Source organism: Geopseudomonas aromaticivorans (assembly GCF_019097855.1).
Lineage (GTDB): Bacteria > Pseudomonadota > Gammaproteobacteria > Pseudomonadales > Pseudomonadaceae > Geopseudomonas > Geopseudomonas aromaticivorans.
In genome coordinates this window covers 97,535-122,309 of the sequence record NZ_JAHRGL010000012.1, presented here as the reverse complement: position 1 = coordinate 122,309, position 24,775 = coordinate 97,535, and the positions used below count along the sequence as shown (strand labels likewise).

Below are 24,775 nucleotides of genomic sequence, written 5' to 3'. Positions count from 1 at the left end.
GCCTGCCCTGGCAAGCAGGGCAGGCAGTTGTCTGCCTTCAAGGCTTAGCGCGCACTCTGGTTGGTCAGCGATTCCGGCGAGAAGTAGCTCTCGCGACGGCGCTCGGCCATGGCGTACTGGTCCTTGCCGGCATCGCCCAGGGCGCAGTTGTAGACCCAGGCCTTGGTGCGGTGGTCGTGGAAGAAACCGGTGCAGTAGTTAACCGTGGCCGGGATGTCCGGCGCAGCGAACGGCGTGGTCAGCGAGGTGCGCCACAGGGTGCCTTCGGCGTCCCAACCGTCGAGGATCGCGGTACCCCAGTTGTCCTCGTCGTAGTAGTACTTGCGCTTGGGCACGGCATGCCGCTTGCCCGGCTTCAGGGTCGCCTCGACCTCCCAGACCCGGTGCAGCTCCCAGCGCATCATTTCCGGCTTGGCGTGGCGCTGCCCCATCACTTCCTGGTCGCCATGGGCCAGCAGCTTGTTGTTGTTGTAGGGAATGATCATTTCCCGCTTGCCGAGCAGCTTCCAGTCGTAGCGTTCCGGCGAGCCGCCGCCACCGAAGGTCTCGTCGACGAAGTTGACCCCGGAGGCCACCACGTTCGGCGTGTCGAAGTTGATACTCGGCGCGCGGCGCACGCGACGCTGGCCGGCCAGGTACTGCCACAGGGTGCGGCCCTTCACGTGGTCGAGGACGTTGTGCACCATCAGCGCCTCGCCAGCGCGGAAGGCCGGGGCGTAGGTCGCCTGGATGGCCAGCATGTAGTTGGGGTTGGGCGTCGTTTCGGCCGAACCTTCCTTGTAGTAGTAGGGGTACTGCCCTTCGTCCTCGGCCGCGGTGGCCAGCACCTGCTTGCCATCGGCGGTGGTGGTCCACACCTTGTACTTGGTGTGGGTCGACTCGCCACGCCACAGGGTCATGTGGTTCCAGTGCACTTCCAGGCCCGACTGGGGAATCGGGAACGGCACGCCGCCGTAGGCGCCCTTCACGGTCAGACCGTCGTTCTCCAGGGTCGCGTTGGTCGCGTTCTTCAGGGTGTTGTCGTAGATCCACTGCGGCGCCGCGGCCGTGCGGCGGGTCGGATAGACGTCGATGTGGAAGGTGTCCGGATTTTCCTTGAACAGCTGGATCACCCCCTCGGCCAGCTTGTCCTTGTACTGCTCCAGGTTGGCCGCGGTGATGGTGAACAGCGGCTTGTCGGCGGCGAACGGATCGACATTGCGCTGGCCAGGCTGGTAACCGGCCGGTACCTGGGTGAAACCGCCGTTCCAGGCCGGGATGCTGCCGTCGGCATTGCCGGCGCGCTCGGCGCCCAGCGGGGTCAGCTTGTCTTTCAGGGCTGCAGCCTGCTGCGGGCTGACTGCCGCGTGGGCGGCGCCGATGCACAGGGTCAGCAGGGATACGCAAGTCAGGAAGCGGGTTTTCTTGTTGTTGTACATGTTCAACACCTCAGAAAGTGTGCGAGACGCTGAAGGCGACGAAATCGCGGTCGGCGTTGGTCTGTTCGTAGGTCTTGATGCCGCCGATGTTGATCGGCGCCGAGGGGCCGAAGAAGCCGTTGTAGGCCAGGCTGAAGTTGATCGACTTCAGATAGTCACCGGAGATACCGATGTTGTAGTTGCCGCCCTTGGACTGGCTGAAGCCGCCGACCGCCGAGGAGCGACCGTCGATGCCGTAGCCGAAGCCCATCGGCACTGACAGGTCGAGGCCGTCGAGTACCTGGAAGTAGGTCGGGGTGAACACCACACGCATGGCGGTGGCGTCACGGGTGGAGTTGGGGTCGAGCATGTCGCGGTTCTTGTCCACGCTCAGCGTGCGGTTCCAGGCCAGCTCGGCGAGGATGGCTGCCGAATCCCAGAAGGTGCCGGTGGGCAGCACGTTGATCATGTTGATCTGCGCGTGCGCGGTCTTGCCGACGGCGTACAGCGGGTTGTGGTCGTTGTCGCCGATCGCTACCGGCGCCACGGCGCTGAGGTCCGCCACGGTCAGGCTGACCAGCGGCGCGTTGTGACGGATCGAGGCCTCGAAACCGACGTTGGCGTTGCCGATGCCCCGGTTGGCGCTGAAGCCGTAGGCCTTGATGTCCTCGGGGAACACCAGCATGTACTCGCCCTGCTTGTCGGCGGGCTGGCCAGGGCCGACATTGGCTCCCGGGCGCACCTGCACCTGGAAGTTCTTGTCGTGGTAGCGCACCGCATACAGGCCGAAGTCGGTGTCCAGCTCATCGGAGCGGTAGCGCAGCTGGATGCCGCCCTGCCCCGAGTCGCGCGCATCGATATCCTTGCCGCGATAGAAGGAAGCCACCGGCCCGACGCCTGGCACAGTGGCGAGGATGATGCGCTCGCCGCCCTCGTCGAGCAGGTCGGCCGGGCTGAAGTAACTTCCGGAACCCGGAATGCGGTTGCTGTCCCACTCGAACTGGTAGTAGGCGCCCACCGAGAAGCTGGGGGTCAGCTGCAGCTGGCCGGAAATCTGCTTGACCGGCAGGCCGAGCTCCTTGAACTGCGAGTTGGGCACCGAGATCGCCTTGACCACGTCGATCGGCTGCTGGGCGGCGGCGATGCCGTTGCTGCCGAAGAACAGGCTCTCGCCGTACAGCAGGGCGTGCTGACCCAGGCGGGCCACGCCCCACATCTCTTCGCCCAGGTTGAAGTCGCTGTAGACGAAGGCGTCGAGGATCTCGGCATCGCGGCCATGCAGGTCGCGGGTGTCGTCGGTGAACTCGTCGTGATCGACGCTGAAGGCGTTGGCGGTATCCGGCGAGTCGTTGTCGTTGTCCTTGTTGTAGACATCGTCGTACCAGGCCGCGCCGCTGACGCGGAAGCCGACGCCGTTGCGCGAGACGTCCAGCTCGGAGAGCAGGTCGACGCGGTTGGAGACGATTCCCTGGTCGAAGTTGCGATCGCCATCGTCCAGGTTCGGGTCGGCCACCAGCTTGTCGTGCTGATCCTTGACTCGCCAGGCGTTGCTGTACTTGAGCGTGTTGTCCCAACGCGCCTCCCAGTCGCTGCCAGTCTCGAACTGGAAGGCCTGGACCGGCATATTGGGCAGCAACAGTATTGCGACGCTCAGTGCGGAAAGTTTGAAGGCTTTTTCAACCACGCAGGCAGGACTGACAGTGGAGTGTCTTTTATTGGCCATATGAACACCTCGAATGACGGTGACCCGTCTTTTATTGTTATGGAGCGACTGCCGGAGCCAGGCTGCCGGCAGTTGCATACCTCGGACTACACAAATTCCCCCGAATACCCTCAGTCGTTGATCGATACCGCCTCGAGGCCGAAGATCATCGGCGGCAACTGCTGGCCGAGCAGGTAGGCACCGAGCATGCCGGCGGTGTCGTCGGCGTTCTGGGTGATGTGGTTGGCGGCGGCGATGACGTCGCGCAGGATGCGTTGCAGCGGGTTGTCCAGATAGATACCGCGGGCCGAAGTGGCCTTGAACAGCAGCATCACCGCTTCCTCGCACTCGCGGCCGACGCGGGCGATGTCGAGCATGTAGTGGACGCGCTCGAAGGTCGGTACCAGTTCGCGGCGCTCCACGATCTCGGTGCTCTCGGCCATCATCTGCAGCAGGCGGGCGCGGGCGGTACGCACCCGCACCACGGCGTTGCCCAGGCGATCCTTGACGTAGGGGCTGAGCGAGGCGTTGTTGCCGTCGGTGGTGTTGGTACGCACGCTCATCTGGCGGATGTACTCGTCGACGCCGCCTTGGGCCATGCCGACGATCAGCGAGGATACCGCCCCGAAGAACACCTGGTTGAACGGATACAGGTAGTGGTTGCCGCGCTCGTTGTACTCGTACTTGATCAGGCTGTGCGCGCGGTGGTACGGCACGAAGGCATCCTTGACCAACAGGCTCTTACTGCCGGTGCCGGACAGGCCGAAGGTGTGCCAGTCGTCGATGATCTCGTAGTCGTCGGCCGACACCAGCATCGACAGGCGGTCGATCACCTTGCCCTCGGCATCCTTGCGCAGGCCGCCGAGGAAGGCCCACTGGCCGTGGTCGCAGCCGCTGGAGGTCTTCCAGGTACCGCTGATGCGGTAGCCACCCTCGACCTCCTCAACCTTGCCGAAGGGTGGGTAGGAAGAAGCGATGATGGCGCGATCGTCCTCGCCCCAGACATCGATGCAGGCCTGCTCGGGCATGCTGCCGAATTCCCACTGGTGGATGCCGAGGATCATCATGTTCCAGGCGCTGCTGCAGCAGCCGCGACCCAGCTCCATGAGCACCTTGTAGAACACGCTGGGGTTCATTTCCCAGCCACCGAACTGGGCCGGCTGGAGGATCTTGAAGAAACCGGCATCGACGAAAGCCTGGATGGTTTCCTTCGAGACCATGCGGTTCTTCTCCACCGATGAGGCCTTTTCCAGCAGCATCGGGATCAGGTCGCGGGCGCGCTGCAGCAGCTCGGCTTCGCTGGGAATCTGCTGGCAGGCGATGACTTCGGACTTCTTCAGGACTTGGTTCATGTTGGTATCTCGCATTTATTTTTATTGGCTAGCCGGATCGGCAATCCGGATCGAAACGGCAGGTCTGTCCTGTTCGGCGGGCGTCACACTGTTCCACTGGCCAGGAACTGCAACATCACCCGGTTGAACTCCTGCGGGTCCTCGTACTGCGGCCAGTGCCCGGCCTCGGTCTGCATCACGTACAGCTGCCCTTTCGGCAGGCGCGGCAGTGCCGACTCGGCGGCGGCCACGTCGTGGATCGGGTTGTGGGTGGTCCACAGCAGCAGGGTTTCGCACTGCACCTTTTCCAGCTCGATCATGTCCGGCGTGCCGCCCTCCTTGACCCGCTTGAGGCGCGCGTAGATCAGCGGTGCGCACTGTTGATAGCCGGCCGAGGAGTAGAAGGTCAGCCGGGTCTGGACCAGTTCATCGGTCAGCAGGTGCCAGTTGCCCTCGTAGAGCAGCCACTGCATGCGCTCGCGGATGCTGTCGAAGGTCGGCGCCTGACCGAAGCTGCGTGCCGACAGTTCGGCCAGGTACTTGAGGTCGGCACGGCCCTTGTCGCTGACCACCGGGATGCCGCCGGTGGTGTTGAGCACCGCGCGCTTGATGCGCTGCGGATAGCGCACCGCGAACTCGCCGGTGACCACCCCGCCCAGCGACTCGCCGGAGATGTGCGCCTGCTGGATGTCCAGTGCATCCAGCAGCTCGCGCAGCTGCTCGACGTAGTCGGCAATCGAGTACTCGATATCGGTTTTCTTCGCCGACAGACCGTGGCCGACATAGTCGAAGGCAATCACGTGGTACTGCTCGCCGAGGGCCACCACGTTCTTGGCATAGGCCTCCAGGTGGCCGCCGATGCCGTGCATCAGGATCAGCGTCTCGGCCTTGCCGTGGCCGGCTTCGGCGATACGGGTGCGTCCAAAGGTGGGCAGATCGACGTAGCGGATCTCGGCGCCCAGAAAGTCCAGCCAGATGCTCATGTGCAAGTCTCCGTTGTGTCGATCAGGCGATCTGGTTGCGTTTGTGGCCCCAGTCGCTCATCTGGGAGTAGCTGCGCACTTCCCAGTCGTTCTCATCGATCACCACCCCGCCCCAACCGATTTCGAAGTTGAAACCGGACGGTGTGCGGGCGTAGAAGGAGAACATGCGGTCGTTCGGGTGATGGCCCAGCTCCAGAGCCACCGAAATGCCGGCCTTCACCGTGCGGTCGTAGGCCAAGCCGACGTCGTCGAGGTCTTCCACCTGCAACATGAAGTGGTTGAGGGTCTTGGTGGCCATCGGATTTTCGGCGGTGGCGATCGAGTGGTGGCGGCCGCTGGCGGTGTGGAAGAAGGTCGCATCCACCAACAAGCCGGGCATGATCTCCTCGCGGATGTAGTCACTGACGCGCAGCTTGAGCACGTCCTTGTAGAAGCTCAGGGTCTGCTCGCCCTTGCCGGCCTTGGCGAACGGCAGGATGTGGCCGACGCCCAGCTCGCCGCAGACGAAGCCTCTCTTCAACACCTTGGAGCGGAACGGATCTCGCAACTGGGCCACGTGCGGACCGAAGAAGAACTCATGAGTGAAACCGTTGGGGTCCTGGCAGGCGTAGGCCTTTTCCACCTTGCGCCGTTGCAGGGTCTGCGACGGTACGGTGGTGACCTCGGCGCCCTTGTCGCGCAGCTCGGCCACGTACTCCTCGAGCGCCTGCTCGGTCTTGAACTGCCAGCCGGCCACCAGCAGATCGTCGTTGCTGTTTTCTTCCAGGAAGATGCGTTGCTGGTGCTCATCCATGCGCAGGCTCATGCCCTGCGCGTCGCGCTGGCCAACCTGCAGACCGAGGATCTCGGTAGCGAACCACTGCCACTGATCCAGATCGCTGACACCCAGGCCGACATAACCCAGTGAGTTGATCTCTGCCACTTCACGTCCCTCTGTTGTTTTTATTGTTCCGGAGGCCCTTGCCCAACGCCCCGGTCAGTTGCGCCGAGAGAACTGCCGGCGCTTTCCCTAGGTAGAGCAACGGCCGTGCCAGCACCTGAAAAGGCGCCAGAAAATATTAGAATATCTTTTATTTTCAATAGCTTAGGATTTATTGCGGAGACTTTCGGAGCGCGTTGCGCAGCCCCTTGCAGCGGACAACCCTTGCGAATTTTCTGCAGGCACCAAAAATTCGGAACGAAAAACATGAAATCACCGACGGTGCTTGTCCGGAGCATCCCGAACAGGCCATGCTGGCAATCAACCTCGGCAGCACATTGCGGATAACTACAAGTAAAACAGGCACATCCATGAGTACGACCACGAGCGAAAACGGCGCAGGCGCACGCAAGGGAAGGCGCAGCGACTCCCGTGGCATCATCACCGACCTGCGTTTCCCCGACATGCAGGACCTCACCGAACACCTGTTTTTCAATCCCCAGGAGGGGCTGATCTGGCTCGGCGATAAACGCATGCTCCTGCTGCAAGCCGAGGCCTTCGGCGCCCTGCGCCAGGAGCTGATCGAATCCATGGGGGTCGAGTACACCCGCGGGGTGTTCACTCGCATCGGCTACCTCACCGGTGTGCGCGATGCCGACCTGGCCATCAGGACCCGCACCAGCGGCACCCAGCTCGACATCCTCGCCGCCGGCGCGCAGCTGCACGCCCTGGCCGGCATGGTCGAAGTCACCCCGGTGTGCATAGAATTCGACCAGAGCAAGGGCTACCTGTACGGCGAGTTCATCTGGAAGCATTCGGCGGAGAGCGATCTGCATGTGGCCAGCAACGGCACCAGCAGCGATCCGATCTGCTGGATGGAAGTGGGCTACAGCTCGGGCTTCCTGACCCGCCTGATGGGCAAGCGCATCCTGGTGCGCGAGACCGAATGCCGAGCCGCCGGCGACGAGGTCTGCCGGGCCGTGGCACGGCCGGTGGAGGAATGGGTCGACGCCGAGGAAGACCTCAAGTACTTTCAGCCGCGCGCCGCCGACCATCGCCGCGGCGCGCCGTCGCCCCAGCCCGGCGAGAAACCCGCGACGCCCAGCTTGGTCGCCGCGCCCTTCGGCCTGACCCAGCCGCGCAACAGCTTGGTCGAGCTGGATCGCCCGGTGGGCAGCTCGGCGGCCTATCACTCCGCGCTGCACAAGATCCTGCGGGTGGCCACCACCAACGCCACCGTTCTGCTGCTCGGCGAGAGCGGGGTGGGCAAGACCATGTTCGCCCACGAGGTGCATGCCAACAGTCGGCGCGTAAACGCCCCCTTCGTGGAGATCAACTGCGCGGCCATCCCCGAGGCGCTGATCGAGTCCGAGCTGTTCGGCGTGCAGCGCGGCGCCTACTCCGGCGCCACCGAGCCGCGCGCGGGGCGCTTTGAATACGCCGATGGCGGCACCCTCTTCCTCGACGAAATCGCCACCCTCAGCATGACCGCGCAGAGCAAGCTGCTCCGCGTGCTGCAGAGCGGCGAGCTTGAGCGTCTGGGCAGCAACAAGACCGTCAAGGTGGATGTACGGGTGATCGCCGCGACCAACGAGGATCTGGCCGTGGCGGTCCAGGAAGGCCGCTTTCGCAGCGACCTGTTCTACCGGTTGAACGTATTCCCGGTAACCATTGCCCCGCTTCGCGAGCGCAAGGACGACCTGCCGCTGCTGCTGGACGTCTGCGTCACCAAGCTGTCGGCGCTGCACGGCCGTCGGCTGACCGGCATCACACCGCGGGCGCTGCAGGCGCTTCTCGATCATCACTGGCCGGGCAATATCCGCGAATTCGAGAACGTCATCGAACGTGCAGTGATCCTCGCCGATGACGACGATGCTATCGACCTGCGCCACCTCTCCGGTCTCAACCAGGGCGGGCATCGCGAACGGGTGGGCACGGTCAGCTGGGAGGCCGGTCCGGCCATCGGTATCCGCCTGCCGGAGGGCGAAATGGTCGGTGTCGGCATTGGACAACAGGAGGAAGCCAGCCACGAGCAACTGCTCAACCTGGCAAAACGCACCCTGCAGCGCGGGCCGGTCAAGCTGCCGGATATCGAGGAGGTGTATATCGAGGTCGCCATGGAGCAGTGCGAGGGCAACGTGTCCAAGGCCGCCGCCCTGCTCGGCATGACCCGCGCCCAGCTCGACTATCGGCTGAAGAAGATGGCCTAGAGCGAGGAGGCCTGAGGCGCCGGCCAAAAAGAGCTGCCGCCCCGGGGAACGAGAGCCGCGAAAGACGATCGAAGAGGCCGCAAGCCCCCGCCCGGAACACGGGCGAGAGAATCACCGAGGCCTCGACGAGCGCTCGCCATGATGAAGAACAAAACCTTGAGCAAGGCCGCCCTGTGGCCGGGACTGCTGATCTGGGCCGCCTGCACGGCACTCGCCGCCAGCGCGGCCGAACGCCCGGAAAGCCCGGTGGTGAGCGCACTGGTGGAAAGCGCCTCCCGCGATCTCGCGGCCGGGCGGACGGAACTGGCGGCCGCCACTCTGGAGCGCGCCCAGCGCATCGAACCGAGCAATCCGGTGATCGTGCACTACCTCGGACAGGTTCGCCTGCGGGAGGGCAACTTCCAGCAGGCCGAGGCGCTGGCCGCCAAATCCGACGTCCTCTCCGGAGGCGACCGCACCCTGCGCGAACGCAACGTCTGGCTGACCAATGCTGCCAGGGAGGCCGCCGTGCAGGGACTTCCCCCGGTGGAGTCCGCGGATGACGAGCAGGTCGCCCTGCAACAGCAGCTCGACGAGGAAATCGAGAAGCGCCAGCAGGCCGAAGCCCGGGCTGCCGCCCTGCGCGAGCGGCTGTCCGAGGAGCAGGCCCGCAGCAGCCAGCGGCGCTGGTCCCGGGATGCGGAATACGAGGACGAACCCGAGGAGCCCGGCATGCAGGCGGCGGTGCTCGACACGACGCAGGAGGCGGACATCTACCGCATCCCCCGTGGCCATCGTCCGCCACCCGGGCAATGCCGCATCTGGTTTCCGGGCCGCTCACCGGGGAAACAGCCGCCATCCGGCGACTGCCGCCAACTGCGCCAGCGCGTGCCGGCCGGCGCCTGGCTGATCGGCTCCTGACCCTGGCTGTAGGGGCGAATTCATTCGCCCCTACAGCGATGGGTTGTCCTGATCCCGCCTCAGCGCAAGCGCCGCACCACCAGCAGCGCCGCGACGAACAGCAGGGCGATCCCGGCGAACACCGTCGCCGGTGCCGCGGCCGCACTGTCAGACGCCGCTAGCCCCAGCCAGCCGGCCAGCTCGGCGCTGCCGGCGGAGGCCGTCAGCACGCCGATCAGCGACACCCCCAGCGCCCCGCCGCCCTGGCGCAGCAGGGTGATCACCGCAGTGCCTTCGCGCAGGCCGCCCGGCACCACCACCTGGGCCATGCCGGTGTACAGGCCGGGAATCACCAGGCCGAGGCCGATGCGGCAGAGCACCACCGCCACGGCGATCCACAGCAGCTCGCGGGCCCAGGCCAGCAGTGCGCAGGCCAGGGCGAAACAGGCCAGCCCGCCGGCCACCACCAGGCGCGCGGACAGGCGGTCGACCACCCGCCCCGCCAGGCTGGTGCTCAGCGCCAGGGCCACGCCGCCGAGCAGCAGGATGTTGCCGGTGGTCAGCGCCGGGATGCCCAGCGCGCCCTGCATGAACACTGGGATCAGGAAGGTCGAGCCGTACATGCCGGCGCCGTAGGCCACGCTGACCAGCGCCGCGGCGCGAAAGCCCGGGCTGGCGAACAGCGCGAAAGGCAGCAGCGCATCCTTGCGAGCGCGCTCGACGCGCCAGAACAGCCAGGCCGCCCCCAGCCACAGCAGGCACAGCGCCCCGGCCAGTACGGCCGAACGCTCCAGCGCCAGCGGCGTGACGAAGGTCAGCGTCACCAGCACGCCGAGCAGGGCCAGACCCGGCCAGTCGAAACTGCCGCCCTCCTCCAGCGCCTCCCGACTGCGCGGCAGGCAGAACCAGCCGAGGCCCAGCGCCAGCAGGGCGGGCGGCACGCCGAGGGAAAAGGTGCTGCGCCAGCCGATATGATCGACGAACCAGCCGGCGATGGTCGGCCCCAGCGCCGGGGCCAGCACCACGCCGAGGCCGTACAGCGACATCGCCCGCCCCTGGCGCTCCGGCGCCGCCGCCGCCAGCACCAGGAACATCGACAGCGGCTGGATCACCCCGGCACAGGCGCCCTGCAGGCCACGGGCCAGCAGCATGGACAGGAAGGAATCGGACAACGTGGCCGCCAGCGAGGCGAGCGCGTAGATCAGCAGAACACCGAGGAACACCTGGCGTGCATCCCAGCGCCGCGACAACCAGGCGGCCAGCGGCGCGGTGAGCACGGTGGCGCCGAGGAACAGCGAGGAGAACAGCTGCGCCACCCGGTGGCTGACGGCGAACTCCTGCATCATCGGCACGATGGCGATGTTGATGGTGGTCGCCGACATCACCACCGCGAAGGTGCCGACGATCAGCGCGGCGGTGGCGCCGAGGGCGGCGCCTTGCACAGGCGCGCCCTCGGTGCGCAGCGGCGGGTTTTCCAGCGTGGTCATTTCCGTGTCTCCGCTGGTCCACCCAGCTCTGTCAGTCGAACGCGGCGTCCGCGGTGGTCACCGTGCAGAAGCGGCCGATGCTGGCCACCGAGTTGGCATGCTCCTGGGCCGAAGGCGAGGCGCAGCAGTCCTCCAGCAGCACCACGTCGAAATCGCGGTCGTGGGCGTCGCGTACTGTAGCCTGCACCACCGCCTGGGTACTCACCCCGCTGCAGTAGATGCGTTCGATGCCTTCGCGCTTGAGCAGCAGCTCCAACCGGGTCTGGTAGAACGGCGAGACGCGGTGCTTGACGATATCCCACTCACCGGCCTGCGGCGCCAGCGCCGCGTGCACCTGGCCGCCCCAGGCGTTCATCTTGAGGATGCCGTTTTTGGCGATCGGGCCGAACACCTGCGAGTTCGGGTTGGCCTCGCGGTGGTCGTCGGAGAAGGCCACGCGCACGAAGGCCACCGGGATGCCCTTGCTGCGCGCCTTGTCGATGGCCGCGGCGGTGCGCGCGATGATCTCGCGCGAGCGCACCTGCTCGCCCAGCGGCGACTTGCCGCTGGCGCCGTCTTCGTGGATCAGGTCGTTCTGCATGTCCAGAACCAGGTAGATGCTCTTCATTGTTTCAAGTCTCTGCTGGGTTGAATCAGTCGCACCACAGGGCGCCGTTGATGTCGAGGATTTCGCCGCTGATGAAGCCGGCCTTGTCGGAGAGCAGGAAGGCCACCGCCTCGGCGACCTCCTCGGCGCGGCCCATGCGCCCGAGCGGGATCAGCGCGCGCAGGGTCTCCGGGAAAGTCGTGGTCATGTCAGTGGCGATCGGGCCGGGCGCCACGGCGTTGACCCGCACGCCGCGGCTGGCCAGCTCCTTGGCGAGGAACTGGGTCAGGCTGTGCACCGCCGCCTTGGACATGCCGTAGGCCACGTTGCCGGCGCTGGCCTGCTCGGCCGGGTCCAACCACGGACGGGCGTTGCCGCCGTTCTTGCCGACCACCGAACCGATGTTGACGATGGCTCCCCTGACCCGCCCGGCCATGCGCCGGCCGACCAGTTGGCAGGGGATCAGCGTGCCCTGCACGTTGATGCGCAGCACCCGCTGCAGCTCGGCCTCGTCGAGATCCAGCGCGCTGCCTTTGGAGACCACGCCGGCCACGTTGACCAATGCGTCGATCTCGCCCAGCTCGCGCTCCACCTCCTCCACCACCGCCGCCACGGCGGCGCGCGAGGACACGTCGCAGGCGCGGAACCAGGCGCCGGCCGGCAGCGTCGCCGGCTCGCTGAGGTCCAGCGCCGCCACCCGATAGCCCTGCGCGGCGAGCAGCCGGCACGCCGCGCTGCCGATGGCGCCACCGGCGCCGGTCACCATTGCCACGGCCATGTCAGCGGCTCTCCGCAGCGGTGTGGCCGGCGATGCGGCCGAACACCAGGCCGCGCAGCACCGAGGTGCCACCGCAGTAGTTGCCGAAGTACATGCCGGCGGTTTCCCCGGCGGCGTACAGGTTGCGGATCGGCTCGCCGTCGACGTTGATCACCCGCGCGTGCTCGTCGGTCTTCAGGCCGCCGAAGGTGAACACGTTGGCCGAGATGATCGGGTAGGCCAGGTACGGGCCCTTATCCAGCGGCAGCGCCCAGTTGCTCTTCGGCGGGTTGAGCCCCTCGGTGGCCAGGCCGTCGAGCTGCAGCGGGCGGTACTCGCCGGGACGGCAGGCAGCGTTGTACTCGGCCACGCTGCGCTCCACCGCCGCCACCGGCAGGCCGAGCTTGGCGGCCAGTTCGGCCAGGCTCGCGCCCTCGATGGCCGGCTGGTCGGTGCGGATGCCCAGGCGGTAGTTGGGGATGTCCTTGACCTTCTGGTCGAGGATCACCCAGGCGATGCCGTCGGTCTGGGCGAAGATCTTGCGGGTGACCCGCTCGTACCAGGCATCCACGGTGCCCGGCGCCTCGTCGGTGAAGCGCGCGCCTTCCTTGTTGACCAGCACGCCGTAGGGAAAGATGAAGATCGACGGCTCGGAGATCCCCGAACGCGGATCGACCGGCTCGGCGTGGTAGCTGCCGTACTCGCCGGCGGCGGCCGCGCCCATCTCCAGCGCCATCTGGATGCCCTCGCCGCGGTTGTAGAAGCCGCCCTTGCACACCGGACGCATGAAGGACGCGCGCGGGCCGACGTAGCGGGTGAGCATCTCCAGGTTGCCCTCGAAGCCGCCGCAGGCCAGCATCACCGCGCCGCCGAAGCGGATCTCGCCACGGGCCGGCGAATACGCACGCAGGCCGACCACCTCGTTGCAGCCGGCGGTGAGCAGGCCGCGCGCCGTGGTCTCGTAGAAGAATTCGGCGCCGAGCGCCTCGGCGCGCGCCGCCAGCGCCTCGACGATGGCCTCGCCGCCGCCCACCGGCAGCAGGCGCGGCTGGGTGCTGGTGAGGAACTGGGTGGGCAGGAAGTCGAACTTCACGCCGTTGTCCTTCAGCCACTGCACGGTGCCCGGCACTTCCGCGGCGAAGGTGCCGATCACGTTGGCGTCGATGGACGCCAGCGCGCGGGTCTGCACCGACCAGGCGCTGCGCTCGCTGAGGCTTTCGGCAACGAAGTCCGGGTCCTGGTAGTAGCCCGAGTTCTCCGCCAGGAAGGCGTCGAAGTCGTCGGTCACCTCCTCGTGGTTCTTCATGCGGAAGTAGGCCTCGGTGAAGCGGGTCTGCCCGCCGCGCTCCTCCTTCTTCGCCCGCTCCAGCACCGCCACGCGCAGGCCGCTTTCCGCCGCCGACACCGCCGTCGACAGCCCCGCGGCACCGCAACCCACCACAATCAAATCGAAATTCAGATCGGTCATTTTTGAGCCTCCCTCTGGTGGTTGTTACGATAGGAAGGCGCCGACCGCAGAACGAGGCCGGCCGAGCTAATGGGGCATTTGAAAATAATGAAGAGCCGGATCGACAAACTCTGGGCCATGCAGGTGTTTACCCGCGTGGTGGAGTGCGCCAGCTTCAACCGCGCCGCCGAATCGCTGGACATCGCCAACGCCACGGTGACCGCCAGCGTGCGCAACCTGGAGACCCATCTGGGCGTCACCCTGCTCAGCCGCAACACCCGCACCCTGCGCCTGACCGACGCCGGCGAGCGCTACTTCAAGCACTGCGTCGAGCTGCTGCGCCAGGTCGAGCAGGCCGAATCCGAGGTGATGGAGCAGACCGCCAGCGTCCAGGGCCAGCTGTGCATCGAATCGCCGGCCGCCTTCGGCAAGGACGTGATGGCCCCGCTGCTCGCCGAATTCGGCGCCCGCCACCCGGACCTGCGCATCGCCCTGCGCCTGACCGACCACCCCGAGGGGCTGATCGAGAGCGGCACCGACATGGCCATCCGCATCGACTCGGTCAACGACGCCGACCTGGTCGCCCGCCCGCTGTACCAGGCCCACTACGTCGCCTGCGCCACCCCTTCGCTGCTGGAGAAGCTCGGCACCCCCGACCACCCCGCCCAGCTCGACCCCAGCCAGTGCCTGGGCCTGTTCCCCAAGAGCAGCTACACCCCGGCGCGCTGGTCCTTCACCCTCGGCGAGGAAGCCCACGACCTGCAGCCGATGGGCAAGCTGCACTTCAACAGCACCGACGCCCTGATCGACGCCGCGCTGGACGACCAGGGCTTCATCTACGTGCTGGACGTATTCGTCAACCGGCTGCTCTCCCAGGGCAAGCTGGTGGAACTGTTCCCCGGCTGGCAGACCTACGGCCGCACCTTCTTCACCGTCACCCCCAAATCCCGCTTCGTCGCCCCGCGCACCCGCGCCTTCATCGAATTCCTGCTGGCGAGCCTGGACGCCCAGCGCCGCCCGGCTCCGGGGGCGAGTGTGGGGTTGCATGTGGGGAGACGGGGGCGGGGGTGAGGGTGAGGGTGAGGGTGAGGGTGAGGGTGAGGGTGAGGGTGAGGGTGAGGGTTGAGATGTAAGGCTATTTCTCACCGGTTAGGGCGGGCATCGCATAACAGTAAAGCTCCCCGTCCAATCACAGGCATGGGGACTACGGGAGTTATTCTGATTACTTCTCCCCTCCCACCACACTACTTTCATGAGTAGTGACACCTAAAATCAGTGAGTGGACACTCTTCACACATGGAGGTAAACAGAAGGTGAATTTGCTAGAGAATACAACAGAGTTGCCAGAGGATATGCAGGAAGCACACAAGCAATGGACAGGAACAGTTTTCTTTCCTGAGTCCAGCGCGCTACTTACGTCACTAAAAGATGACCCAGAGAAAGACAGAAAGATTTTCGATCTTGCAGAAAAAGGCCACCCTGGAGCAATGCTTCTCATGGCCCGCATGATGAAGAATACCGCCAATAAGCCCGGATACTTATATTGGATAAATTTGGCTCTCAACGCAGAAAGCGCTGAGGCTGCCTTCACTTTTGCGCAAGACCACCAAGAAGAGCTTCCCGCCATTGCGTATGAGCTTTACAAGACAGCATTCAAAGACGGTCATATTGGGGCGACATGGGCACTAGCCAACTTATGCCGCTCTCAATCAGCTGAAACCTTAAATACAACACAAGAGGAGCTAGATGAAATCTTAAGCGAATCTCTAGAGATTGGCGACCAACTGATGACTCAAGAGGCATTTGACGCTCTAGTCACTGGCTCACACCCGGTACAGTTTCTTGATGAGCATTGCATTCCATGGGGGAGTGGCACGTTCTTCATCGCCGCATGGAAAGGGCATCAATTTGCCATAACTGCCAAGCATGTTATTGAAGAGTGCAACGCAGACCCAAAGAATGCACGCCTGCTAGTTACAGGCCACGAAAATCCCGTCCCATTTCTAGGATGCTTCACTCCGAAACACGACGAGATTGAGGAGAGCGATGACTCGCAAGACATATTTCTTTGGCTTGTAGACGACTCACCTATCGGTCCAAAAGTAGAGTGGTGGTCTTGGCGAATGGACATCCTATGGAAGCCTTCCAGCTCACTAAAATCTGGGCAGAAGATATTTGCCGTAGGCTACCCAAACACAGACAGCAAATACGATTATGAGAATAGAAAAATCATCCCGCAGGCCCTTGTTGTTCGTGGAGAACTGAGCGGAGACTCCATTATTGACGGGCTTTTCACCATCGACTGCGCGGATTTTAGCGTCGACATTGACGGCATAAGTGGCGGACCAATTTTTGCGATGTTCGGAGGAGTATTTTATTTCGTCGGAATGGCGTTACGCGGCGGGGCATCGGCGAAAAAAATTCATTTTTTAGGCGCCGAGCATGTAATTAACACCCTCGACCAAGCATTAGCTGAAGCTCAAACAGAAAAAGTCATACCCAGCCAATCAGCATCAACCTGCTCCTAACGAATGGTTGCGTTCCCACACAAGCGCGCGAACAATCAAAAATTCAATAAAAGCCATTTGCCAACTGAAGAGAACCCATGGAAAGCCCACAATTTCAAGAATCCGGAAACATAGAAAAAGCCAAGATCAAATCATTCCACAAATGGATGACCGAACATCTTGGACAAGAAGAATGGGCATCTAGACGCGCGGAATTATTATCAGAGATAAGGAGAAAAGAGTCATCCATTGACCTAAGAAAACCTATAGAGCCTCAACTCTACGCGCCTCCAGAGAACGATATAAATTGGTACATTCTCGCGGCTGAGCTTGCTTGGGATCACCCCTACAGCGATTCAAACTATAGCACTAGACGCATCTATCCCTACGCAATGACCTTAGGGGAACATGCCGACCAGCTTCGCCACACTCCAAATGTTGATGCAGTAATCAATAAAATGCTGGGCAACAAGTCGTCCCCAGAAAATCAAATTTTTGAACTTATAACTGCCGCACATTACATCAAGAACGGCTACGAAGTAGAGTTTATTCCAGAGAACAGCATTACATGGCCAAACAACTCCAAAAAGTCGCCAGACCTACGCGCAAAGAAGGGGTTTGAATTTTACGTCGAATGCAAGCGGGCTGCGAAGCAAACGAAGTATTCACAAGATGAGGAGGCCGCATGGGGTACGCTATGGGAGAGCTTGAGCAATCATATGCTCTTATCCTCCCCGTGGCACACCGTTGACATAACGTTTCATTGTGCTGTTAGCGAAATATCGCCCACCGACCTCATCAACGCTTACGATGCCGCCTTAAGTGCAGAATCCGCAAAATACGATCTTGATCAATTCAGTCTATCAATACAGCCAATAGACAAACCAAAAGTATTAAGCCATTATGAGAAAAACTCAGTTCGCCCGAACTGCCCGCAACACGAGTTACTTGTATTCGGAAATACCGATTCAAATGAAAAACGTAGTATAGCCACCATCGCTACAGATATCGTTCGCCCAGGCGACAAAGACACAATTCTTAATATTTTTGTATGTGACGTTGCAAACTGCGCTGCCGCACAATGGAGGTGCGATCATGAAACATCTCTTGAAAGACGCTCAAAACACTTCAAGAGCCTAATGGCACATGCAGCATCCCAAATCCCGCCACAGAACCTTGGAGTGATCCATATACTCTACGAGACTCGCGAGGGAATCAATGTTGAGAATATCAGAAGAGAGAAGCATCTTGAGGAATTATCAGAATACAACGCCTCAGACTCAATGGTGCTAGCAGTATTAATCCACGCTGTAAATTATTATCCAAAAGAAGATGACTACCAATGGGCTGAAACACTTCAACATTTTGCACGAGTACCAAACTTTGTAGATACGTTCTACCAAGACCCATTGATGCTTGGAGACTCAAACACCCCCTCCTATGTAGAGACAACACACTGGCAGCAGGATGAGGAGGCAAAGCTTAAAAAGTGAACACAAAAGTACCTCTCAAAGTTATGATCGCCCCCACGCTCTACGTGGGATTTCATCACTTTACGTTCTGCGTCCGCGTCTGTGAGAGCGTCACTGGTTGCGTTCCCACGCGGAGCGTGGGAACGATCAAGAGCTACTTTCCCCGCCCGCCCCTAACTGCTAGGTTTTTTACATGAAATGGAAGCTTGACATACAAAAAATAAATTCCTCCTGCCTCAGAATTATCGGAAACCTGAAAGAGGAGTCATTGGCTACTTACTACTTCATCAATGACCAGTGGTCTAACGGCGGCTCTGTTGTTGACAACAAGCTATTTCAGTTTGTATTTCGTTCATTCTACAGAATAGATAACGCCGGACTTACCGATGAATTCAAAAATAGATACTTTGCGCTTATGGAAGAGACAAGATCAAAAGCGCCAAACCTGAGGGAAATATGTGAGACACTGCACGGAATAGAGAATGCAAAGGGTTCCAAGAGCCTGCAATTCTCATTTGCAACCAAGCTGGCAAACACTATCAATCCCTTACTTCCCATATATGATTCAGAGGTAGCGAAGATGTACGGATACAAGCCACCCTTGCCATACAAGCCGCTTTCCGACAGAATCACCAACCTTCTACAGTTTCACGAGCACTTAGCTTGTGATTATTCTAAAATTATTTCCGACGGTCTTCTCAATCCGACTATCGACGCTTTTGATAGAAACTTCCCCAACTATACAGGCAAGATCGGGAAGAGAAAGAAACTAGACTTCATAATATGGTCAGCAGGTAAACTACGCGATAAATGAGCTCTGGCTTGCCGGAAAAAACACTATGCCTTGCAGCCGAAGCAGCGAAGTATCACGCCCCATCAACGAGCTTCCTAACTCACAAAATGGTCGTCCGTTTTTGATTGCTCGCAGCCTCGTAGAACCTGCAAATTAATCTTCCTTCATATTAAAAATTAGCCAACAACATCCTGGCGACACCGCACATACTTGTGCCAAGTTATCGGTTGGAACGCCTCCCAGCGTCCCCACCAACACCTCCAGTCTCAGGACGCAGCCCTCCCCTCCCCCACCACCCTCAACAACTCCGGCAACACCTGCTCCCAATCCCCCACCACACCGACACTGGCGACCTTGAAGATGTCCGCCGCCGGGTCCTTGTTGATGGCGACGATGCGGGTGTCCGGGCTGATGCCGGCGAGGTGCTGCGGGGTGCCGGAGATGCCGACGGCGAGGTAGATGTCCGGGCTGACGAACTTGCCGGACACGCCGACCTGGCGCACCACCGGGACCATGCCGGCGTCGACCGCCGGCAGGCTGCCGCCGAGGCTGCCGTCCAGGCGTTCGGCCAGTTCCTCGAGCAGGGCGAAGCCCTGTTCGTTGACCCCGCGGCCGCCGGACACCACGATGCGCGCGCTCTCCACCGGCGGCAGGCGCTGGCCGCTGGTGCTCTCCTCGACCGCCAGCGGCGCGGGCAGGACGGTGTCCAGCTCCAGGCGCTCGCATTGCGGTTCGGCGCTGCTGCTCAGCTCGGCCTTGCCCAGGCGCAGGCAGGCGACGGTGTTGCCGGTTGCCTGGGTCATGCCCAGGCGCAGGCGGCCGCCCCAGGTGGCGCGTTCGGCCTCCAGACCCGACTCGGTCCAGCGCAGCGCGCTGCAGCGGCCGAGGGGCTGGGCGTCCAGCGCCGCCGCCAGGTGCGCGGCCAGTTCCTCGCCGTCGGCGCCCGGCGGCACCAGCAGCAGGCGCTGCGCGGCTTCGGGCTGGCGGCGCACCGCGTCGGCGCCGGCCAGCGCCAGGGCGGCGGGTTCGGCGTCGAGCGCCAGGCCGGCATGTGCTGCCAGGCAGATGCGCGCGGCGCCGGCGGCGGCCGCGCGGCGGGCGCCCTCCTCGGCGCCGGCGTTGCCGAGCAGCAGCGCGGCGAAGCCGAGGCCGGCTTCGGCGGTCACCCGCTGGGCGGCGCCGAGGGTCATGTCGAGGGCGTCCTCGCCCCAGGCCAGGGGGATCAGGGCCAGAATCTCGCGTTGCGCGTTCATGCCGCGTTCTCCTCTTCTTCGCCACGCAGGTAGCCGGCCAGCGCACGGGCCTGGCTCGGCACGTCGCCGTCCAGCAGCCGGCACTGGCCGCCGCGCTGCACCTCGCGGGCCGGGGCCAGGTCGGCGAGGCGGACGTCGCTGTCCGCCGCCGCACTGGCGGCCACGCTGTCGAAGGTCATCTTCTTGGCCAGCATCACGTTCTTCATCAGCGGATGGCGCAGCTTGTTGCGCCGGTCGTTGGTCACCGTGGCCAACAGCGGGCCGGCGACGGTGTGCCACTGCTGTCGAATGCCGCGCTCGCGCAGCAGGCGCACGCCCCCGTCCTGCCATTCGGCGTACTGGGCCAGGGCGAACAGCGGCAGGCCGAGGCGCGCGGCGAGCAGCACCGGCAGGCTGCCCTCGTCGAGGTCGCCGAACTCGCGGCCGATCAGCAGCAGGTCGGGAGTGCCTTCCGCGCCGATCAGGCCGGCGATCTGCGCCGCGCTCAGGCGCGCGTCCCAGGGCCGGCACGGCTGCAGGTCGAGCAGGCGCAGGCGGTCGGGCTTGAAGGCGGCGACGCTGCGCAGCAGGTTGTCGTTGTTGCTGCCGCCGAGCACCAGCACCTCGATGCGGCAGTCCTCGCGGGCATCGCGCAGCTTGAGCGCCAGCTCCAGGGCGCCCTCGTCGAACGGGCCGAGCTGGCGGCGCGACTGGCCGCTCTCCTCGATCAGCCCGGCGGCGTCGATGCGGATGTCGTGCAGCGGGTAGCGGACGTCGGCCACGCCGGCCAGCAGTACCAGGATGTTCATCGGCCCTTCCTCCTTCAGCTGTTGCAGGCGGTGGCGGCGGCCAGGCGACCGAAGATCGCCGCCTTGCCCAGCGCCGAGCCGGTCATGTAGGCGGCGCCATGCAGTCCGCCGACCATCTCGCCGGCGGCCAGCAGGCCGTCGATGGGCTCGCCGAACACGTCGTGCACGCGCATCTGCACGTCGACCTTGACCCCGCAGTAAGTGCCGAACACCGCGGCGGTGGACGGGTAGGCGTAGAACGGCGGGCGGGCGATGGTGCGCAGCGCGCCGTGCAGGTGGACCAGGTGGCGGCGACCGAACTCCGGAGTCTCGCCCTGGCTGACCGCCGCGTTGTAGGCGGCCACCTCGGAGAGGAAGTCCTCCACCGGCAGCTCCAGCAGCTTGGCCAGCTGCTCCAGGCTGTCGGCCTCGACGAACAGGCCTTCTTCCAAGCGGCGCTCGAAGTCGAGGATGCGCACACGGTCGTCGCCGCTTTCCATGATGTCGCGGTCGAGGATCTGGTAGGTCACCCCGTAGGACTGCTGCATGCAGGCGTCGCCGAGCAGCTTGTAGGACAGCGACTCGTCGACGTAGCGGCGGCCCTCCTGGTTGACCGCGATGGCGCCCTTGTACACGGCCAGGCAGGCGTGGTGGTTGTTCTCGTCCATCGGGTGTTTGCCGAAGGTGCCCTTGATGTGGACCATGTCGCGCACGTCGGCGCCCAGCGCCCAGGCCATGCGCAGGCCGTCGCCCTCGTTGCCCTCGCCGCCGATGAACACGGCGTTGTCGTACAGCGGGGCGAAGCGGTGGATCATCTCGCGGTCGTGGACGAAGCCGCCGCAGGCGAGGATCACCCCGCGCGTAGCGCGCACTTCCAGGGGTTGGCCATCACGCTCGGCGCTGGCGCCGATCACCCGGCCGCCGGCGCTGCGCAGCAGGCGGCGGGCGCGGGTGTTGTGCAGCACCTCGACCTTGCCGGTGTTGAGCGCGGCCAGCTCCAGCTGGCGCACCATGTCGGCCGGGTCGACGTTGTGCACGCGCGGCACCGACTGCCCGGAGGCGGTTTCGATCACCGGCTGGAAGGCCACGCCGTGGGCCTTGAGCCATGCGTAGGTGGCCAGCTGGTGGTCGGCGTAGGCGCGCACCAGCGCCTCGTCGCACTCGCCCTTGCCGACCTCGACCAGGTCGCGATACAGCAGCTCGGACGAATCCTCGATGCCGCGCTCGGCCTGCAGGTCGGTGCCGGCGAAGGCCAGGCAGCCGCCGCTCATCGCCGAGGAGCCGCCGGTGGCGGCGGTCTTCTCCAACAGCAGCACGTCAATACCGGCCTCGGCGGCGCTCAGCGCGGCGGCGAAGCCGGCCAGGCCGCCGCCGATCACCAGCAGTTGGGTATTCAGAATTTCGCTCATGTTCGTCACTCCTCAGCGCGGCTCGAGAAACCGCTGGCCCAGGCCATAGAAGGCGAAGATTTCGCGCACCCGCTCGGGGTCGGGCTGGGCGGAGAAGTAGCCGCGGTTGCAGGTGCGCGTGCCGTTGGCGCGCTGCAGGTCGACCATCGACTCGGCCTGCTTGATCCAGGCGCCGAGCGAGTCGAGCACCGGCACGCCGTCCACCTCGCTGATGCCGTGGGTGGCGAGCAGCACGTTGAGCGGCGCCTCGCCGGGGATGATCACCTCGGCGCCGGCGGCGATCAGCGCGCGGGCGGCGCTGCGGAAGCGGTCAATCAGCGAGGCCGGATCGCTGAACGCGGCCAGCACGTCGGCGAAGCGGAAGCCGACATGGCGCACGCCGGCCAGGCGCTGGCCGAGGCCGTGGCGCGCAGCGTTCTCGGCCACCAGTTCGGCCAGCTCGTCGATGAACACCAGCACGCCGAACTTGCGGCCCAGGGTGCAGGCGGTGAGCATCGCCGACTCGCCGTAGCCGACCACCGGGATGCCGAGCAGGCTGCGGATCTCGCGCAGCGCCGGCTCCGGCAGGGTGCTGATGGCGTAGGCGTCGTAGCCCTGCTGCTCGGCGTTGAGGCCGGCGGCCATGAACTGCAGGCCGTGCAGGTACTGGAGGGCGGCGTGCTTGATGTCGTCGCCCGGGTAGTTGCTGCGGTAGGTGCCCGGCTGCATGCCGTGCATGTCGATCACCGTGTCGGGACGGGCGACCTTCTTGAAGTGGGCGCGCAGGGCGGCGTCGTAGGCGCCGAGGTCGCTGAGCACGGTGAAGCTCTGGTGCCAGATGCGGATGGTCATGGTGGTTCCTTATTGTTGTTGGCTGGCAGCAGCCGCGCCGGCGATGCGGCCGAGCACCGAACCCGAGGTGAGACCGGCGCCGCCGGCGTACTTGACGTAGTAGAGGTTGCCGACCAGCTCGCCGGCGGCGTACAGGCCGGGGATCGGCTGGCCGTCCTCGTCGATCACCTGCGCCCCGCTGTTCACCTTGAGGCCGCCGAAGGTGAAGGTGATGCCGCAGGTCACCGCGTAGGCGACGAAGGGGCCGCGCTCCAGCGGGTTGGCCCAGTTCGACTTGGGAATCGCCAGGCCCTGGGTCGAGCGGCCGTCGCGCACCGCCGGGTTGAAAGGCACCTCGCGACGCACGGCGGCGTTGTATTCCTTGAGGGTGTCGAGCAGCGCGTTGACGTTGACGCCTTCGAGCTTGCCGGCCAGCTCCTCGAGGGTGTCGGCCTGGATGCGGGTGGCGTGGCGCACGCGGTACTCGTCGGGCAGCAGGTGTTCGCTGTGCTGGTCGAACAGCTGCCAGGCGACGCCGCCCGGCTGCTGCAGCACCTTGGCGCCCATCCCCGAGTAGGTGTAGTTGCGAAAATCCAGGCCCTCGTCGACGAAGCGCTTGCCGTCGGCGTTCACCACCACGCCGAGGTGGAAGTAGTTCTTCTGCATGTTGAGCAGGTCGAGATCGCCCAGCTCGGGGGCGTTGACGTCGTAGAACACCGCGTGGCAGCCCGACCAGTTGCCGTGGGCCACCGCGCCGACGTCCATGGCCATGCGGATGCCGTCGCCGGTGTTGAAGCGCGAGCCGCGCACCTTGGCCAGGTCCCAGCCCGGCCCCAGGTACTTGGCGCGCCATTCGAGGTTGCCGTGGAAACCGCCGGTGGCGAGGATCAGCCCGTTCGCGGAGAAGCGTCGGCCATCGGCGCACTCGACCTGCCAGCGGCCGTCGGCGCGGCCGATCTTCTGCGCTCGGCAGCCATAGTGCAGCTCGATGCCATTGCGCTCGGCGCGGCGCATCAGCGCCTCGACCAGGCCCAGGCCGCCGCCGGACACCTCGACGGTGAGGCCGCCCCAGAACTTGTACTTGCCGTCGACCTTGAACGCCTGGCGCCCGTAGATCGGCATGAAGCGCACGCCCTGGCGGGTCATCCAGCTCAGGGTGTCGAGGCTCTCGCTAACCACGGTGTCGAGCACTTCGGGGTCGGCGCGGTACTGGCTCTGCGCGGCCAGCTCGCCGTAGAAATCGTCCTGGGTGTAGCTGCCGAAGTCGCTGCTCTCGATCTCGCTGTCGAGCAGGTCTGGCATCAGCTGGCGCAGGTCGTCGACCCCGCGGTAGGCGACGCGGAAGGCGCCGCCGGTGTGCGCCGAGTTGCCGCCGCGCTGCTCCTCGGGGGCACGCTCCAGCAAGGCCACCCGCGCGCCCTGCTCGTGGGCCGACAGTGCGGCGCACAGCCCCGCGTTGCCCCCACCAATCACTATGACGTCGAAATCCTGCATGGTCCCCTTCCTCGAATCCGCTGACCTGTTGGGGCGGATTATTTGCAGGGGACGGCGGGGATGACAGGCCGCCGGGACGAAGAGGTTGTTCAGTTAAGTTGCAAGATGGCGGGCGCCGCATCCCAGTCTCGATCACTCACCGCATGCGCCGGGAGACTGCCGAGAGAAGCGAAAAGCGCGCCTGCCACGGTCCGCTTAAACCGAACAGATCATTCGATTTTCATGAATACAACCCCGCCCGATGCGGGCTAAGCTGAGTCCTGACAGGAACCGTGTCGCAAGGCCATACACCGAAGCGCAACCAGCGGTGTCGCCTGCAAGCGCATGGACCGCACAACCTCCGCCAACAACAAGAGCAAGCAGAGGAGCCGTGTCATGAGTATCGCTGGCTATGTCTGGCTGACAGGAACCCTGGTCGTCAGCCTGGTGATCGCTTTCGGCGGCAACTACGAGAGCAGCATGAGCAGCCACACGGCCGATTCGTGTCCGGCAGCCCTGTCTTTCCACGGCTGCGTCATGCCCCCGCTACACGGCTGGCCAGCGATGCTGCTCTGACCACTGCCGCGCCTGCT

At 64.1% G+C, this 24,775-nt stretch carries 21 protein-coding genes; 7 read left to right on the top strand and 14 right to left on the bottom strand.

Annotated features, from left to right (window positions below):
* Nucleotides 1-44: 44 nt before the first annotated feature.
* The 5 genes from KRX52_RS05130 to KRX52_RS05110 form a co-directional block, all read right to left on the bottom strand.
* The gene (locus KRX52_RS05130; RefSeq protein WP_217680087.1) at nt 45-1,418 is read right to left on the bottom strand and encodes a DUF1329 domain-containing protein; all 1,374 of its coding nucleotides are present in this window, start codon (nt 1,416-1,418) and stop codon (nt 45-47) included.
* 10 nt (nt 1,419-1,428) lie between these two features.
* Nucleotides 1,429-3,120 carry a DUF1302 domain-containing protein gene (locus KRX52_RS05125; protein WP_217680086.1) on the bottom strand — a complete coding sequence of 564 codons (1,692 nt, stop codon included), beginning with the start codon at nt 3,118-3,120 and terminating at the stop codon, nt 1,429-1,431.
* Nucleotides 3,121-3,230: 110 nt separating this feature from the next.
* Entirely contained in the window at nt 3,231-4,451 is a 1,221-nt protein-coding gene (locus KRX52_RS05120; protein WP_217680085.1) for an acyl-CoA dehydrogenase family protein, read from the bottom strand.
* A gap of 83 nt (nt 4,452-4,534) precedes the next feature.
* Complete coding sequence (locus KRX52_RS05115; RefSeq protein WP_217680084.1) at nt 4,535-5,413, bottom strand: alpha/beta fold hydrolase; 879 nt, start codon at nt 5,411-5,413, stop codon at nt 4,535-4,537.
* Between the two features lie 22 nt (nt 5,414-5,435).
* Nucleotides 5,436-6,335 (bottom strand): VOC family protein, encoded by a 900-nt coding sequence (locus KRX52_RS05110; protein WP_217680083.1) that lies wholly within the window; start codon nt 6,333-6,335, stop codon nt 5,436-5,438.
* Between the two features lie 368 nt (nt 6,336-6,703).
* On the opposite strand from KRX52_RS05110, the gene KRX52_RS05105 reads away from it, so the two are divergent.
* Together KRX52_RS05105 and KRX52_RS05100 are read left to right on the top strand one after the other, a co-directional pair.
* A complete protein-coding gene (locus tag KRX52_RS05105) occupies nt 6,704-8,542 on the top strand; it encodes a sigma-54-dependent Fis family transcriptional regulator (RefSeq protein ID WP_217680082.1) in 1,839 nt (612 codons plus the stop codon).
* Nucleotides 8,543-8,680: 138 nt separating this feature from the next.
* Nucleotides 8,681-9,442, top strand: a complete 762-nt coding sequence (locus tag KRX52_RS05100; protein ID WP_217680081.1) for a tetratricopeptide repeat protein — start codon at nt 8,681-8,683, stop codon at nt 9,440-9,442.
* A 59-nt stretch (nt 9,443-9,501) separates the two neighbouring features.
* Here KRX52_RS05100 and KRX52_RS05095 read toward each other — a convergent pair whose 3' ends face one another.
* Genes KRX52_RS05095 through KRX52_RS05080 form a run of 4 tightly spaced genes read right to left on the bottom strand, consistent with a single transcriptional unit; the run spans nt 9,502 to nt 13,719 of the window.
* Nucleotides 9,502-10,908 carry an MFS transporter gene (locus KRX52_RS05095; RefSeq protein ID WP_217680080.1) on the bottom strand — a complete coding sequence of 469 codons (1,407 nt, stop codon included), beginning with the start codon at nt 10,906-10,908 and terminating at the stop codon, nt 9,502-9,504.
* Nucleotides 10,909-10,939: 31 nt separating this feature from the next.
* The gene (locus tag KRX52_RS05090; RefSeq protein ID WP_217680079.1) at nt 10,940-11,515 is read right to left on the bottom strand and encodes a cysteine hydrolase family protein; all 576 of its coding nucleotides are present in this window, start codon (nt 11,513-11,515) and stop codon (nt 10,940-10,942) included.
* Nucleotides 11,516-11,540: 25 nt separating this feature from the next.
* Entirely contained in the window at nt 11,541-12,272 is a 732-nt protein-coding gene (locus KRX52_RS05085; protein WP_254797406.1) for an SDR family NAD(P)-dependent oxidoreductase, read from the bottom strand.
* 1 nt (nt 12,273) lies between these two features.
* Nucleotides 12,274-13,719 (bottom strand): FAD-dependent oxidoreductase, encoded by a 1,446-nt coding sequence (locus KRX52_RS05080; RefSeq protein ID WP_217680078.1) that lies wholly within the window; start codon nt 13,717-13,719, stop codon nt 12,274-12,276.
* A gap of 87 nt (nt 13,720-13,806) precedes the next feature.
* Between KRX52_RS05080 and KRX52_RS05075 the strand changes: the two genes are divergently transcribed.
* From KRX52_RS05075 to KRX52_RS05060, 4 genes are all read left to right on the top strand, one after another.
* The gene (locus KRX52_RS05075) at nt 13,807-14,769 is read left to right on the top strand and encodes a LysR family transcriptional regulator (protein WP_254797405.1); all 963 of its coding nucleotides are present in this window, start codon (nt 13,807-13,809) and stop codon (nt 14,767-14,769) included.
* Between the two features lie 242 nt (nt 14,770-15,011).
* Nucleotides 15,012-16,226: a hypothetical protein gene (locus tag KRX52_RS05070; RefSeq protein ID WP_217680077.1), complete on the top strand. Its 1,215-nt coding sequence runs from the start codon at nt 15,012-15,014 to the stop codon at nt 16,224-16,226.
* Nucleotides 16,227-16,303: 77 nt separating this feature from the next.
* A complete protein-coding gene (locus tag KRX52_RS05065; protein WP_217680076.1) occupies nt 16,304-17,698 on the top strand; it encodes a hypothetical protein in 1,395 nt (464 codons plus the stop codon).
* Nucleotides 17,699-17,870: 172 nt separating this feature from the next.
* Nucleotides 17,871-18,491: a hypothetical protein gene (locus KRX52_RS05060; protein ID WP_217680075.1), complete on the top strand. Its 621-nt coding sequence runs from the start codon at nt 17,871-17,873 to the stop codon at nt 18,489-18,491.
* A 245-nt stretch (nt 18,492-18,736) separates the two neighbouring features.
* On the opposite strand, the gene KRX52_RS05055 is transcribed toward KRX52_RS05060, so the two are convergent.
* Genes KRX52_RS05055 through tcuA form a run of 5 tightly spaced genes read right to left on the bottom strand, consistent with a single transcriptional unit; the run spans nt 18,737 to nt 24,203 of the window.
* Nucleotides 18,737-19,723, bottom strand: a complete 987-nt coding sequence (locus KRX52_RS05055; RefSeq protein WP_217680074.1) for an electron transfer flavoprotein subunit alpha/FixB family protein — start codon at nt 19,721-19,723, stop codon at nt 18,737-18,739.
* Entirely contained in the window at nt 19,720-20,511 is a 792-nt protein-coding gene (locus tag KRX52_RS05050) for an electron transfer flavoprotein subunit beta/FixA family protein (RefSeq protein ID WP_217680073.1), read from the bottom strand. Before KRX52_RS05050 ends, KRX52_RS05055 begins: the two co-directional genes overlap by 4 nt.
* Nucleotides 20,512-20,525: 14 nt before the next feature.
* The gene (locus tag KRX52_RS05045) at nt 20,526-21,899 is read right to left on the bottom strand and encodes an FAD-dependent oxidoreductase (RefSeq protein ID WP_217680072.1); all 1,374 of its coding nucleotides are present in this window, start codon (nt 21,897-21,899) and stop codon (nt 20,526-20,528) included.
* A gap of 12 nt (nt 21,900-21,911) precedes the next feature.
* Nucleotides 21,912-22,730, bottom strand: a complete 819-nt coding sequence (locus KRX52_RS05040; RefSeq protein WP_217680071.1) for an aspartate/glutamate racemase family protein — start codon at nt 22,728-22,730, stop codon at nt 21,912-21,914.
* Nucleotides 22,731-22,739: 9 nt separating this feature from the next.
* Nucleotides 22,740-24,203 carry an FAD-dependent tricarballylate dehydrogenase TcuA gene (gene tcuA / locus KRX52_RS05035; RefSeq protein ID WP_217680070.1) on the bottom strand — a complete coding sequence of 488 codons (1,464 nt, stop codon included), beginning with the start codon at nt 24,201-24,203 and terminating at the stop codon, nt 22,740-22,742.
* A 375-nt stretch (nt 24,204-24,578) separates the two neighbouring features.
* On the opposite strand from tcuA, the gene KRX52_RS05030 reads away from it, so the two are divergent.
* Nucleotides 24,579-24,758 carry a hypothetical protein gene (locus tag KRX52_RS05030; protein ID WP_217680069.1) on the top strand — a complete coding sequence of 60 codons (180 nt, stop codon included), beginning with the start codon at nt 24,579-24,581 and terminating at the stop codon, nt 24,756-24,758.
* Nucleotides 24,759-24,775: the final 17 nt, after the last annotated feature.

Excerpts from the sequence above, each read along its gene's own strand:
- KRX52_RS05130 (WP_217680087.1), bottom strand. The coding sequence starts at position 1,418 with ATGTACAACAACAAGAAAACCCGCTTCCTGACTTGCGTATCCCTGCTG.
- KRX52_RS05125 (WP_217680086.1), bottom strand. The coding sequence starts at position 3,120 with ATGGCCAATAAAAGACACTCCACTGTCAGTCCTGCCTGCGTGGTTGAA.
- KRX52_RS05120 (WP_217680085.1), bottom strand. The coding sequence starts at position 4,451 with ATGAACCAAGTCCTGAAGAAGTCCGAAGTCATCGCCTGCCAGCAGATT.
- KRX52_RS05115 (WP_217680084.1), bottom strand. The coding sequence starts at position 5,413 with ATGAGCATCTGGCTGGACTTTCTGGGCGCCGAGATCCGCTACGTCGAT.
- KRX52_RS05105 (WP_217680082.1), top strand. The coding sequence starts at position 6,704 with ATGAGTACGACCACGAGCGAAAACGGCGCAGGCGCACGCAAGGGAAGG.
- KRX52_RS05100 (WP_217680081.1), top strand. The coding sequence starts at position 8,681 with ATGATGAAGAACAAAACCTTGAGCAAGGCCGCCCTGTGGCCGGGACTG.
- KRX52_RS05095 (WP_217680080.1), bottom strand. The coding sequence starts at position 10,908 with ATGACCACGCTGGAAAACCCGCCGCTGCGCACCGAGGGCGCGCCTGTG.
- KRX52_RS05090 (WP_217680079.1), bottom strand. The coding sequence starts at position 11,515 with ATGAAGAGCATCTACCTGGTTCTGGACATGCAGAACGACCTGATCCAC.
- KRX52_RS05085 (WP_254797406.1), bottom strand. The coding sequence starts at position 12,272 with ATGGCCGTGGCAATGGTGACCGGCGCCGGTGGCGCCATCGGCAGCGCG.
- KRX52_RS05080 (WP_217680078.1), bottom strand. The coding sequence starts at position 13,719 with ATGACCGATCTGAATTTCGATTTGATTGTGGTGGGTTGCGGTGCCGCG.
- KRX52_RS05075 (WP_254797405.1), top strand. The coding sequence starts at position 13,807 with ATGAAGAGCCGGATCGACAAACTCTGGGCCATGCAGGTGTTTACCCGC.
- KRX52_RS05065 (WP_217680076.1), top strand. The coding sequence starts at position 16,304 with ATGGAAAGCCCACAATTTCAAGAATCCGGAAACATAGAAAAAGCCAAG.
- KRX52_RS05060 (WP_217680075.1), top strand. The coding sequence starts at position 17,871 with ATGAAATGGAAGCTTGACATACAAAAAATAAATTCCTCCTGCCTCAGA.
- KRX52_RS05055 (WP_217680074.1), bottom strand. The coding sequence starts at position 19,723 with ATGAACGCGCAACGCGAGATTCTGGCCCTGATCCCCCTGGCCTGGGGC.
- KRX52_RS05050 (WP_217680073.1), bottom strand. The coding sequence starts at position 20,511 with ATGAACATCCTGGTACTGCTGGCCGGCGTGGCCGACGTCCGCTACCCG.
- KRX52_RS05045 (WP_217680072.1), bottom strand. The coding sequence starts at position 21,899 with ATGAGCGAAATTCTGAATACCCAACTGCTGGTGATCGGCGGCGGCCTG.
- KRX52_RS05040 (WP_217680071.1), bottom strand. The coding sequence starts at position 22,730 with ATGACCATCCGCATCTGGCACCAGAGCTTCACCGTGCTCAGCGACCTC.
- tcuA (WP_217680070.1), bottom strand. The coding sequence starts at position 24,203 with ATGCAGGATTTCGACGTCATAGTGATTGGTGGGGGCAACGCGGGGCTG.
- KRX52_RS05030 (WP_217680069.1), top strand. The coding sequence starts at position 24,579 with ATGAGTATCGCTGGCTATGTCTGGCTGACAGGAACCCTGGTCGTCAGC.